Annotated in this window: 7 protein-coding genes; 3 read left to right on the top strand and 4 right to left on the bottom strand. The window is 66.3% G+C overall.

From position 1 onward, the window contains the following. Positions 1-6 precede the first annotated feature (6 nt). Complete coding sequence (locus KO538_RS23520) at positions 7-1233, bottom strand: exonuclease SbcCD subunit D C-terminal domain-containing protein (RefSeq protein ID WP_219329812.1); 1227 nt, start codon at positions 1231-1233, stop codon at positions 7-9. Positions 1234-1375: 142 nt separating this feature from the next. After that, positions 1376-4396, bottom strand: coding sequence for a PAS domain-containing protein (locus tag KO538_RS23515; RefSeq protein WP_374106880.1), 3021 nt, complete (start codon positions 4394-4396; stop codon positions 1376-1378). Positions 4397-4678: 282 nt separating this feature from the next. On the opposite strand from KO538_RS23515, the gene KO538_RS23510 reads away from it, so the two are divergent. Further along, complete coding sequence (locus tag KO538_RS23510) at positions 4679-5050, top strand: YajD family HNH nuclease (protein WP_034755042.1); 372 nt, start codon at positions 4679-4681, stop codon at positions 5048-5050. Positions 5051-5070: 20 nt separating this feature from the next. Further along, entirely contained in the window at positions 5071-5739 is a 669-nt protein-coding gene (locus KO538_RS23505) for a response regulator (protein ID WP_072454761.1), read from the top strand. Positions 5740-5802: 63 nt separating this feature from the next. Here the strand turns inward: KO538_RS23505 and KO538_RS23500 are convergent, their stop codons facing one another. Next, positions 5803-7956 carry a TonB-dependent receptor domain-containing protein gene (locus KO538_RS23500; RefSeq protein WP_219329811.1) on the bottom strand — a complete coding sequence of 718 codons (2154 nt, stop codon included), beginning with the start codon at positions 7954-7956 and terminating at the stop codon, positions 5803-5805. Positions 7957-8125: 169 nt separating this feature from the next. On the opposite strand from KO538_RS23500, the gene KO538_RS23495 reads away from it, so the two are divergent. Then, a complete protein-coding gene (locus tag KO538_RS23495; protein WP_374106879.1) occupies positions 8126-9472 on the top strand; it encodes an ATP-binding protein in 1347 nt (448 codons plus the stop codon). Positions 9473-9499: 27 nt separating this feature from the next. On the opposite strand, the gene KO538_RS23490 is transcribed toward KO538_RS23495, so the two are convergent. Further along, the gene (locus KO538_RS23490; protein ID WP_219329809.1) at positions 9500-12715 is read right to left on the bottom strand and encodes a di-heme oxidoredictase family protein; all 3216 of its coding nucleotides are present in this window, start codon (positions 12713-12715) and stop codon (positions 9500-9502) included. Positions 12716-12783: the final 68 nt, after the last annotated feature.

The raw sequence follows: 12783 nt of genomic DNA, 5'->3' as shown, positions 1-12783 counted from the left end.
TTGCGCTCACGCGCCGGGCAGCAGCAGTTCCGCCAGGGCCGACAGTTGTTCGGGTGGCGCTTCCTTGCCATATTTTTGCAGGTACAGGCGGCGGAAGATGTCGTCGGGCTGCAGCTGTGCCAACTGGTCGAGCGTCAGGTTCTCGGGCGCGCTGCTGCGCGCGGCGCTCGACGTTTCGATTTTCGCCAGGCGCACGGGCTTGCCGTCGAGCGCCGTTTCGATGCGCGTGCGCAGGCCCGGCTCTGGCGCATCGAGGCGCACGCGCACTTCCAGGAAGGGTTGCGCTTCCGGTGGCGCGGCGGGCACGTCAAGGGCGGCCAGCTGCGCCAGCACCTCGTCTATCGGCGCCGGCGTGGCGGGCACGCGCAAGAGCGGCACGGCGCGCGGTACTTCGATGGCGCGCACGGATTGCAGCGCTTCGCCGTCGATATCGAGGCACAGCACCTGGTGGCAGTAGTGTACTTCGGCGAACGACAGGGGAATCGGGCTGCCGCAGTAGCGGATGTGCTCCTGACCGCCCACGGCCTGCGCCTTGTGCAAATGGCCCAGCGCCGCATAGGCGATGGCGGTATCGAAAATCCCCGAAGGCAGCATTTCCGTGCCGCCGATGACGATGCGGCGCTCGGACTCGTTCGACATTTCGCCGCCCACCATGTGGCAGTGGCCCATGGCGACGATGGCTTGCCCGGGCTGGCGGCGCGCCAGCGCCAGGTCCGCCAGCTGGCGGTACAGCAGGGCGATACCGCCCAGGTAGGCGTCCTGCGTGTTGCCGGCCGGCAGTTTCGGCACGTCGCCGGGACGCAAAAAGGGCACGGCCAGGCACCAGGCCTGCACTTGGCCATCGCCGCCGGTGAGCGGCAGCAGCAGGCGCTCGAGGTCGATATTGCCTGCCTCGTCGCGCAGCAGATGGCCGATCACGTGGGTGCCATGCGCGGCCAGCAGGGGACCGGGCGCTTCGAGACGGCCGGCCGAATCGTGGTTGCCGGCGACGACGACGAGCTGCAGCGCGGGCAGGCGCGCGCGCGCCTGCTGCAGGAAGACATATAACTGCTTTTGCGAGGCGGCCGACGGGTTGGCGTTGTCGAATACGTCGCCCGCCACCAGCAGCACGTCGGCCTGTTCTGCCACGAGCGTGTCGAGCAGCCAGTCGAGGAAGCGCTGGTGTTCGTAGCCCCTTTCAAAATTGTGCAGGGTCTGGCCCAGATGCCAGTCGGAAGTGTGCAGCAGGCGCATGGTGTGGCAACGGTAGGGAGGACAGGCGCCAATATAGCAGGAATGATAGGGGTCAGACCCGTTGGGGGCATGTTTCCTGGTAGGGAACTTGCCGATCGCGAAGCGACTGACCCCAGCCTTCAGTTGGGCTTGCCCTCAGCCATCAAGCCGTCAATGCGCCAGCTCTGTATGTATTGCGTCCATCCTGCTTGGCCTTGTACAGCAGCACGTCGGCGCGCTGCAGCAGCACGGCGGGGGAAATGTCTTCGTCGCGGTAGAAGGCCAGGCCGATGCTGGCGGAAATGCGCACGGTGATGCCATCGAGTTCGAACGGCTGCTGCATGGCGGCGACGATTTTTTCCGCCAGCACGGCCGCGTCTTCTGGCCGGGTGATCTGTTCCATGATGATGGTGAATTCATCGCCGCCCAGGCGGGCGATGATGTCGGTGGCGCGCATGGTGTGCGTCAGGCGCTGGGCGAAGGCGCGCAGCAGGGCGTCGCCGGTGCCGTGGCCGTGCGTGTCGTTGACGGGCTTGAAGCGGTCGATATCCATGTACATGACGGCCATCAGGTGCTGCTGCTGGCGGCTCGCGTGCATGGCGTCGCTGAGTTTTTGCTGGAAGCCGGCGCGGTTCGACAAGCCCGTCAGCGCATCGACCTGGGCCAGCTTCAGCAGGCGCTGTTTTTCGCGCTTTTGCACGGTGATATCCTGGCGCATCACGTGAAAGCCCACCACCTGCAGCTTGTCTTCGCCGATCTGCGGGATGTAGATCACTTCCAGGCAGCGCTCGATGCCTTCCTTCTCGTCTTCTTCCTCGAAGCTCAAGGTTTCACCGGCCAGCACTCTTTCGATATACGGCGCCACCGTGCGGTAGCGCGCCTCGCCCACCGTGTCGCGCACGCGCTTGCCCAGCGCCTGGCGGCCCGTCAGGCCGAATTCGCGTTCATAGGCGATGTTCAGGAAGCGGTAGACCTGGTCGGCGTCGATGTAGGCGATCATGGCTGGCAAGGTGTCTGCGATGGTGCGCAGGCGCGCTTCGCTTTCCAGCAGCGCCACTTCCGATTCGCGCAAGGTGGTGATGTCGTCCAGGGTTCCCACGTAGCCTTCGATCTTGCCGTCGATGAGGATGGGGGCAATTTTGACGGAGACCCAGACCAGCCGGCCGTCGCGCTGCAGGCAGCGCAAGGTGGACTGGAATGGCGCATGGCTGCGCGTCAGCTGTTCCAGCGCCACGTGCATCAGCGGATAGTCGTCCGGGTGCAGGGCGCTGGTCCAGCCGGCGCCCAGGGCGGCCGCGCGCGGCAAGCCCGTGATCGATTCAAAGGTGCGGTTGACATAGGTGCAGCGGCGCTGGCGGTCCAGGCGCACGAGGCCCAGCGGCGAGGCGTCGTTGACGGCGGCCAGTTCGGCCTGTTTCTGGCGCAGTTCCAGCTCTTGCTGGCGGCGCTGCGAGATATCCTCGGCGATGCACAGGATATGTTCGATCTGCTGGCGCTCGTCGAACACGGGCACGGAGACGGCGCGCAGGTAGCGCAGGCTGCCGTCCGCCAGGCGCAGCGGCTTTTCCGTATGGTCGATGACGCCGTGCTCGGCGAGGATGGCGCGGTCGTCCTCGGCGTCGTGCAGGCCGAAGTCGGGCGGGAAGGCCTGGCAATCGGTCTTGCCGATGACGTCGGCGGCCAGGTGGCCGGTGATGTCCTCGGCCGCCTTGTTCCACACTTCCATCTGGCCGAAGTTTTCCGGCCGTGCGCTTTTCACGTAGACCAGCACGGGCAGATGGTCGATCAGCGACTGCAGGAAGCTGCGGTTGTCCTGCAGCGCCAGTTCGTCGTGCTTGCGCGCGCTGATGTCGCGCGAGGTGACGGCCACGCCGTCGGTGATCGGCACCACCTGGTGGCGCAGCCAGCGCGTGGCGCCCGAGGCCAGTGTCAGCTCGAATTCATCTTCCAGCGGCTGGCGTGTTTCCATCACCAGCACGAAGCGCTGGAAGAAACGCTCGCCGCGCAGCAGCGGCATGTGCGCCAGCACGCGCTGGCCCAGCAGTTCGGAGCGCGGCTTGCCCAGCATGTCGGCGGCCCGCTCATTGACGTCGGCGAAAATGAAGTCTTCCACCGGCTTGCCCTGGGCGGGGCGCCAGGCTTTCAGCAGCAGCACGGAGTCGAGGCTGCCGTGGTGCGCCGCGCGCAGCAGCGCCTGCGTTTCCGTGGCCTGGCGGATGCTGCGGCGCAGGCGCGCGCTCTGGCGCATCAGCAGGGCCGTGAAGCCGGCAATGAGCACGCTGGCGGCGAGCAGCGCGCCCACATACAACAGGCGGCGGTGTTCAAAGCGGGCCAGGGCAACGGCGCGGCTCACGCCCACCACGGCCAGCAGCGGGTAGCGCGGCAGCTCGCGGTAGCTGTAGATGCGCGGCGTCGCGTCGACGGGCGGCTCGATCAGCAGTTCCTCGGGGGCGTGCCGCGGCGGTCCCGGCATGCGGAAGTCGATGCGGTCGCTGAGGATCAATTGCTCGCCGATGCGGCCCACCGTCAGGCCGCTGTCGCGCGCCACCAGCATCAGCGCGCCATGCTCGTCGAGGTTCAGGCGGTCGTAGTCGTCGACAAAATACGTTGGGTCGACGTGGATGACGATGGCGCCGGCAAAGCGGCCCCGCGCATCGTTCAGGCGGCGCGCCAGGCGGATGGTCCAGCGCTTGCCGTCCGCGTCGAGCATCGGTGTGTCGACCAAAACCGTGTCGGATGCATTGGCGGCCAGCGCCCTGAAAAATGGCTGCGCGGCCAGGTTTTCCGGCAGATAGGCGTGGGCGCTGTCGACCACATTGCCCTGCGCGTCGATGAGGGCGATCGGCAGTTCCAGCTTCGATGGCAGCACGCTGTCGAGCAGGCCCTGGCGGCGCGTGAATTCATTGAGGCGCAGGCCGCCGTCCGTTTCCTCGTATTTGAGCTTGAACAATTGCGTGGCATGGTCGGTCTGGCGCAGCGTGAAACTGGTATGGTCGGCCAGGGTACGCGCCAGCGACTGGCTCGCGGCCACGGCGTCGCGCACGGCGCTGGCCCGCTCTTGGCCCACCTGATAGTAGACGGCCGCCCACAGCGCCAGCAGCAGGATGAGCGCGAACAGGGGCACCAGACTGATGCGGTACAGGCGGCGGGCAAGGCGTTGCAGGGGTCTCGTTATCGCTATCACGGGCGCTTGCAGGCTAGATTCATGGAAAAAGGGAGGGGCGGCGTGGCGCGCATGATAGCCGAAATCGGCTGCCTTGCGCATAAGCCCGTCGCCGCCACGCCCATCGTCTGTTCGCGGTCTGTCGCTGGGCTTATTTTGCGTTAAATCAAGTATCTGTGGTGCCGCGCACGCTAAAAAAGGTGCGCCGGTGGCGACACGGGCTGGCGGCGTGGCAGAAAAAGTACAATTGCGCCCCCATCCTCATTAAAATGGATGCTTCTACCTCCCATATCGAAAGTTGTCATGCAGAGTAAAAAGCCCGATGCGGCACGGCTGGACAAGATCGTGGCCGAAGCGCGCCGCGCCGCCGACCAGCGCGAGAGCGGCTACCGCGAGCGCTCGCTGAAGATGTACCCGTGGGTCTGCGGCCGCTGCATGCGCGAATTTACGCGTGCCAACGTGCAGCAGCTGACCGTGCACCACCGCGACCACAACCACGACAACAATCCGCCCGATGGCAGCAACTGGGAACTGCTGTGCCTGTATTGCCACGACAATGAGCACTCGCGCTACCTGGAAGCGGACCGTGGCGCCGGCCTGCTGTCGGCCGAGGTGGCGCCGGCCACGCACAATCCGTTTGCCGCGCTGGCGGGCCTGATCAAGAAAAAGGACTGAGCGGGCCGCGCCGCTTCGCCATGCGCATCTTGCTGACCGAAGACGACCCGCAGCTGGGCCGCGCCACGCAGATCGGCCTGGAGCAGGGCGGCTACGCCGTCGACTGGGTCACGAGCGCCGAACACGCGCACACGGCCGTGCGCCTGCACGACTATGGCTGCATCCTGCTCGACCTGGGCTTGCCCGGGCAGGACGGCATGCAGGCGCTGGGCGTGCTGCGCGACAATGGCTACAGCGGCGCCGTGCTGGTCGTCACGGCGCGCGACACGGTGGGCGAGCGCATCGCCGGCCTCGACGCGGGCGCCGACGACTTCATCGTCAAACCGTTCGACCTCGACGAACTGGCCGCGCGCATCCGCAGCGCCTGCCGCCGCGCCGCGGGCCGCCTGCGCGAGCACCTCGTGCACGGCGACCTCGTGCTCGATATCGCGGACCGGCAAGTGACGCAGGGAGGCTTGCCCGTGACCCTGACGGTGAAGGAATTTCGCATCCTGCAACTGCTGCTGGAACATGGCGGCCGGGTGCTGAGCCGGGAGCAGCTGGAGAAAAACCTGTACAGCTGGGGCGGCGAAGTGGAAAGCAACGCCGTGCAAGTGCACATCCACCACTTGCGCAAGAAGCTGGGGCGGGACTTGATACGCACCGTGCATGCGATCGGTTATTGCATCGACAAGCCGAAAGCGGCCTGACAAAGAAAACGGGCCGCCCTGAGGCAGCCCGTTGTGCTCTATGGCTGGTCAGCCATCAACTCATCAGAAATCGACGGTGGCCGACAGCCACAGGCGGCGTCCGTCCAGGCTGTTGACATAGCGGTTGGCGTAGGTCAAGGTCGGCGCCGACGAACCACGGTACGGCTGGTAATCGATGAAGTCCTTGTTGAGCAGGTTGTACACGGCCGCGTTCAATGTCACGCGCTTGTTCAGCTGGTAGCTGGTGCCCAGGTGCAGCATGGTGTAGCCCTTGTAGTCGCCCAGCGCGGCCTTGGCGGCGCGCGTGGAAGCCGAGGTGCCCGGATCGCGGAAGCGCTCGCTGCGGTACTCGGCGCGCAGCCAGCCGTTCCATTCGCGCGAGATATCCCACGACAGGCGCGCATTGACGGCGTGCTTGGGCGTGTCGCTCAGCGGCTTGCCCGCGTTGCTGCCACTCTTCTGTTCGCTTTCCGTGTAGGTGTAGTTGGCGCTGGCCGACAAGGTCTTGCCCAGCGGGAAGCGCGTGTTCAGTTCGACGCCGCGTGTGACGGCCTCATCCACGTTGACGGACTGGCCAAACGCGTCGACGTTGGACCAGTTGCCGAAGCTGACGCAGCCTGGACGGTTCGGCGACGGACGGTAGTCGCAGTTGACGAGACCGGTGCCCGTCGTGATCTTGTCCTTGAACTCATTGTTGAACAGGGAGCCGCTGGCCGTCCAGCCGGCCAGGTTGTCGAAGTAGGCGCCGATTTCCGTGGTCGTGCTCGTTTCCGGCTTCAAGTCCGGACTGCCGACGAGGGGGATCGTGCCCTGGCCGCCGAAACCGTTGATGCCGGGCGACAGTTGCTCCACGCGCGGCGTCTTGTAGCCCTTGCTGACGCCGCCCTTGACGGTCCAGCTCGGCGTCGCGTTCCACACGGCATACGCGCGGGGGCTGGTCTGGCCGCCGAAGATGCTGTGATCGTCATAACGGGCGCCGAAGGTCAGCGCGACGTTCTCCAGCACTTGCCATTCGTCTTCCACGAACAGGGCTTTTTGCGTGAATTCGAATTTTTTCGGCGCCACGCCGTCCGTCATTTCCGCCTTCCACCACTGCGCGCCGATGGTCGCCATGTGCTTGCCTAATGGCATGACCAGCTTGGTGTCGAAGACCTGGCTTTCCACTTCCAGCGTGCGCGCGCTGCCGGCGACGGCGCCGGGCGTGCCTGGCGGGATCGTGCGGCCCAGGGTTTCCGTCTTGTTCACCATATAGCTGCTGTCCACAGTGCCGAAGCCGAAGCGGCCCGTGTGTGACAGGGTCCACTGGTCGCGCTTGTATTTTTGTTCCGGGCCGTAGCCGCCCTGTACGGTCTTGGTGCCGAGCTGGCCGTTCGAATTGTCGTAGGTCTGGCGGCCCGCGTCCGCGTCGAGGATGACGGTGTGGTAGCGGTTCGGCGTGAAGGCCAGGCGCGCGCCAAAGTTTTCGATGTCCGCACGCACGGGGTTCGCGCCCATGCTGGCTGCCGTACTTCCGCCGGCCGCATTCGGGGAGCGGATATCGGCCGCGTCGCGGCGCTGCTTGCTGCCGCGCAGGGACAGGCCCAGCAGGTCGGTGGCGATGGGGCCGCTCAGGTAGAAGCGGCCGTTTTTCACGTCGCCGAAGTCCGATTCCTGCTGCACGGTGTAGTCGGCCGAGACGGAGCCCATCCACTGCTTGCCCACTTTGCGCGTGATGATGTTGATCACGCCGCCCATGGCGTCCGAGCCGTACAGGGTCGACATGGGGCCGCGGATGATCTCGATGCGCTCGATGGCGGCCAGCGGCGGCATGAAGCTCGTTTGCGTGCCGCCGAAGCCGTTCGGTGTGACATTGCCGGCCGCGTTCTGGCGGCGCCCGTCAATCAGCACCAAGGTGTAGTCGCTGGGCATGCCGCGGATGCTGATGTTCATGCCGCCCGTCTTGTCGCCCGCCGCGCCCACGTCGATGCCTTCCACGCTTTCCAGCGCCTGCGTCAGGTTGCCGAAACGCTCCTTCGACAGTTCCTGGCGCGTCAGCACCGTGATCGAGGCGGGCGCCTGCTTGATGTCCTGCTCGAAACCGGAAGCGGAGACCACCACTTCCGGCATGCTGGCAGGCGCGCCCGTCTGGGCGTGCGCCGGCAGGCAGGACAGGGCAGCCACGGCCAGGGCCAGGGTGGTGGGACGCGGCAGGGGCGCGCGGCGGGTGCTGTTGGACATGCAAACTCCTGATGGTGGATGAGTTATTGGTGTGTGTTGCTGTGCAAGCTAATGGGAATCATTGAGGCAATAAGAATCATTTACAATTGCGGACATGGCATCCCAAAAAATATTTCGCTCCGGATCTTGCGCAGAAGTTCTTAAGAGATTCTTAACGGCTGGCGGCGGCGTGAAAACCTGGTCCTTGCGGCGCACCCTGCTGGCCGTGCTGCTGGGCCTGACCCTGGCCCTGTGGGTGGGCAGCGCCGCCATCGTGTACGTGGAAGCGCGCCGCGAAAGCCAGGAATTGTTCGACCAGTCGCTGATCGAGACGGGCCATCTGCTGCTGTCGCTGGTGGAAAAGGATGCGCGCAAACACGGCTTGACGGGGCCGATCGACGTGCCGCTGCGCGGCCATCCGAATCCCCATCAGTATTTGCTGTTCAAGGTGCGCGACGCGCAGCAGCGCGTGCTGTACCGCAATGACGCGGCGTCCGATATCGCCCTGTCGCGCAGCGCGCCGGACGGCCTGTCCTGGACCAGCATAGCCGGCCAGCGCTGGCGGTTGTTTTCGCTGTGGGACCCGCAGCGCACTTTGCAACTGCTGGTGGCCGAGCCGACCAGCCACCGCGACGACATCAGCCGCGGCTTCTTTTACCGCATCGCGCTGTTCGGCCTGCTGCTGGTGGCGCTGGCCACGATCGCCATCTGGTGGAGCATCCACCGCGTGTTTCGCGTGCTGCAGGCGTCGGCCGATGAAGTGTCGGCGCGCACGCCCGATGAACTGGCCGACGTCAGGCTGGCGGGCGCGCCCGCCGAACTGCATCCGCTGCTGCTGGAAATAAACCGCCTGTTCGGCAGGGTGCGGCAAAGCCGCGACAACGAGCAGCGCTTCACGGCCGATGCGGCGCACGAGCTGCGCACGCCGCTGGCCGCCATCAAGACCAATCTGCAAGTGCTGCAGCGGGCCCGCAGCGCGGACGAACGCGAGGAATTCATCGCCGCCCTGGGCGCCAGCGTGGAGCGCGCCACGCGCCTCGTCAACCAGCTGCTGGCGCTGGCGCAGCTCGATCCGCAGTCGCAAGCGGAGACAGCGCTGGCGCCGGGCGACCTGGCGCACTTGCTGGCGCAGCAGGGCGCGCAATGGCAGGCGCTGGCCGCGCAGTACGGGCTGTCGCTAAGCGTGAACATGGCGCCGGCGCCGTGCGCGCTGCATGCGGACAGCCTGCAGCTGCTGCTGCGTAACTTGGTCGAGAATGCGCTGCGCTACACGCCTGCACCGGGTTTTGTGGCCGTCAGCTGCGGCGTGGAGGAGGGGCGCAGCTATCTGCGCGTGGCCGACACGGGGCCCGGCATCGCGCCAGAACTGCACGAGCGCGTGTTCGAACGCTTCGTGCGCCTGGGCGGCGGACAGCTGCCCGGCAGCGGCCTGGGGCTGTCCATCGTGCGCCGCATCGCCGAACGGCATGGCGCGGACATCGTCCTTGGCGAAGGGCTGCAGGGCAGGGGGCTGGCGGTGACTGTCGTGTTTCCATGACGGCCCCGCCAGCGGTGCTGCACATGCTTACAGCGACTTCAGGAAAGCCAGCAGCGTCTCGCGGTCCGTCTTCGACAGATTCTCGAAACGCTGGCGCGCCTTGGTCCCTTCGCCGCCGTGCCACAGGATCGCTTCCGTCAGGCTGCGCGCGCGGCCGTCATGCAGGTAGCCAGCCTTGCCGCCATTGCCCATGACTTTTTCCGTGTAGCCGATGCCCCACAGGGGCGCCGTGCGCCACATGCTGCCTTGCGCCTGTCCTTCCGTGAAGGTGTCGGCCAGTTCGGGGCCCATGTCGTGCAGCAGCAGGTCGGTGTACGGGCGGATGGTCTGGTTGCGCAGTTCCGCGAACAGATGTCCCGCGCCCGTCTTCATTTCCACCGTGTGGCAGGCGGCGCAGCGCATGCCCTGGAACAGCTTCGAACCGGCGGCCACCTGCTGCGGGTCGACCTTGAGTTCCTCGATCGGCGCCACGCCTTTCGGGAAACCGCTGGCGATGCTGCGCTGTGCCGGCACGGCCACCAGGGCCAGATATTGCGTGATCGACTGCAGGTCCGCTTCCGAGATGCCCGGCTGGGCGCCGCCCGCCGCGCAGGCCACCGGTCCCGCCATGCAGGCGCGGTTGCGGTACACGGGCGAGGTGACGGCCATGTCCAGCAGCAGCGCGTCGGCGGCCTGGTGGCGCAAGGTGGCTTTCGCGGCTTTCCAGCCGAAGCGGCCCAGGCGCACGGCGCCCGTCTCCGGTTCATACACATAGTTGGGCAGGCCCATGACGCCGTCGGCATCCGGCGTGCTGCGCGCGCGCGCCAGGATGTCGGCTTCCGGCACGGCTTCCAGCAAGCCCGTGCCGATCATCGGTGGCGCCGCGCGCAGCGAGACGATTTGCGGCACGGGGCCTTCGAAGGCCAAGGTCGGCTTGCGCAGTTCGACCTGCGTGCCATCGGCCAGGGTACTCTTGCGTGTCGTAAAACCGCCCACGCTGACGCTGTTGCCCCAGTTTTGCGGCACGCCGGACGGCGACACGGCATTCATCTGGATCGCCGTGCCGTATTGCGGGTGCGGCACCTGCTGGCCCGCCGCATTGATGCTGGCGACGCGCACGGCCATCGTGTCGAGGCGCTGGTTCACGGCCATCGGCGCGGGGCTGCGGCCATTGTTGACGTGGCAGGCGATGCAGGCCGACTGGCCGTAGCGCTGTCCCTGCAGGCCGACGGCGGGCGCGTAGCGGTCGTTGCCGCCTTCGTTGTGGTCACCGGTGGTGAAGTTGGTGTGCACCAGGCGGCGGCCCTCGACAAAGCGCTGCATGTTCTGCATGCCGATGTTGTTGTGCGGCTGCTGGAACATGAACAGGGCGTTGTCCGAGTAGTTATACGACACGGAACCGAGGCCGCCGGACAGCGTTTCTTCCGGCAGGGGCACGCCATTGAGGCGCGGCTGCACGCCATACCACGGCCGCAGTCCCGCGCCCACCACATACGTCCATTCGTACGAGTAGTAGCGGATGCCGCCATCATCGCCTTTCGATGCCATTGACGCAGTGGTGGAAAACATCGATGGCGACACTTCGATGATGTCGCCAGCCGTCAGCGCGCGCGCCTTGACGTCGGTGCCATTCGGCATGCCGCCGGCATCGAGGCCGCCATGGCCCGGGTACTCCTTGATCAGCAAGGTGCAGGCGCCGTTGATGCCGTTGGCGTTCGTCAGCCTGTCGTTGGCCGGATAGGCCATCGGCTTGCAGACGGGGACGTTGCGGTCCACCAGTTCGCCGGGCGACATCCAGCCATAGCCCGTCACGCCGGGACGGTCGAAGCCGCGGAAGAAGGCCACGCCGCCGGACAGGAAATCGACGGTGGTGTACTGGTTGACGATCAGCGTAGGCTTGGTGACGCCGCGGACCTTGCTGTTGTCGATGATTTCCACGCCCCAGGTGCGGTTCTTGAAGTACTGCGGCACGAAAGTGAGGTAATTGCCCGGACCCTTGTCCTGCGGCAGGCCCGTGACGGGATCGACCGTTTCATTCGGACCGTAGCCGATCTCATTCCATTCCTCGCCCCGCTCGCGGCCATGGCGCGCCAGGCCGCGCGCGCCGAAGCGCGTCACCAGCGTGCCGTCGGCGAGCGTGAATTGCAGGCTTTCCAGCGGCTGCGCGGCGGCGGGCAGCGGCGTCCAGCCGGCGCCGTTGGCGGGGAATTTCAGCGCCGACGTCGCGGTCGACGGCAGGCTGTTGTCGCTACCCGGCGTCTTGAAGCTCACTTCCAGCAGCGAATAGCCATACTGCGTGGCGCGCGCCACGCCCTGCAGGCGGATGTAGCGGGCATGGATGCCCAGGTTGAAGAATTCCTCGGTGCCGCCGTGGCCATTGCTCACATAGCGCACTTGCGACCAGTTCTGCCCGTCGTCGGATACCTGTAGCGCGTATTGCTTGCCGTACGCGTTTTCCCACAGCAGTTTCATGTAGCCGACGGGCGTCTTCGCGCCGAAGTCGAACTGTATCCAGGCGCCGTCCTCGAACTTGCTGGCCCAGCGCGTGCCCGTCTTGCCGTCGATCGCCATGGCGGCCGACATGCCGGCGTTTTCCACGGGAGAGGAAGTGGCGGCCACGGGCGAGATGGCCACGCCGGGCTGGCCCGGATCGATGGTGACCGGGGGCGGTTCGGTGACGGGCGGCGTCACGGGCGGCAGTACGGGTGTGCCCGAAAATGCCTGGATTTCAAAGATGGAGTAGCCATACTGGCCCACGCGTTTGACGCCCTGCATGCGCAGGTAGCGTCCTTGCGCGTCGAACCCCGTGATGTCCTCGATGCCGCCCTTGCTGTCGCTGACGTTCTGGATGGTGGTCCAGTGCGTATTGTCGTCCGATACCTGCAGCAGGTAGGCGCTGGCGTGCGCGTTTTCCCAGGCGATATGCACGCGCGTGATGCGCTGCGAGATGCCGAAATCGAGGGTCAGGTATTCATTGTCGGAGAACGCGCTGCCCCAGCGCGTGCCGTCGTTGCGGTCGATCGCGGCGCTGGCCGACAGGTCGCCCCGTTCCGCCGAGCTGGCCGTGGCGGCGACTGGCGTCAGTGCCGTTTCGGCCGATGCCTGCGCCAGCAGGTGCTGGGCCATGGCGGGCGTGGCCGGCTTGTCGCTGCCACCGCCGCCGCATGCCGCCAGCAGCAGGGCCACGGCCAGCGGCAGGCGCCGCCTGGAAAAGTGGATAAAGCCGGCCTGGTGCTGCCGGGGCCGAAGCAGGGATGTGTGCATGCGATCTTCCTTGTTTTTATTGGTTATGCGAGATTGGTCAGACGGGCTACCTCCGCATCCCCGCCTAT

The organism is Janthinobacterium sp. NKUCC08_JDC (genome assembly GCF_019345575.1).
Taxonomy (GTDB): Bacteria; Pseudomonadota; Gammaproteobacteria; order Burkholderiales; family Burkholderiaceae_D; genus Janthinobacterium; species Janthinobacterium aestuarii.
The sequence above is the reverse complement of the archived record's forward strand: the minus strand, read 5'-3'. Positions and strand labels throughout refer to the sequence as shown.

What these genes read in the sequence shown, in the direction of transcription:
- KO538_RS23520 (WP_219329812.1), bottom strand. Translation starts at nt 1,233, where the DNA reads ATGCGCCTGCTGCACACTTCCGACTGGCATCTGGGCCAGACCCTGCAC.
- KO538_RS23510 (WP_034755042.1), top strand. Translation starts at nt 4,679, where the DNA reads ATGCAGAGTAAAAAGCCCGATGCGGCACGGCTGGACAAGATCGTGGCC.
- KO538_RS23505 (WP_072454761.1), top strand. Translation starts at nt 5,071, where the DNA reads ATGCGCATCTTGCTGACCGAAGACGACCCGCAGCTGGGCCGCGCCACG.
- KO538_RS23500 (WP_219329811.1), bottom strand. Translation starts at nt 7,956, where the DNA reads ATGTCCAACAGCACCCGCCGCGCGCCCCTGCCGCGTCCCACCACCCTG.
- KO538_RS23490 (WP_219329809.1), bottom strand. Translation starts at nt 12,715, where the DNA reads ATGCACACATCCCTGCTTCGGCCCCGGCAGCACCAGGCCGGCTTTATC.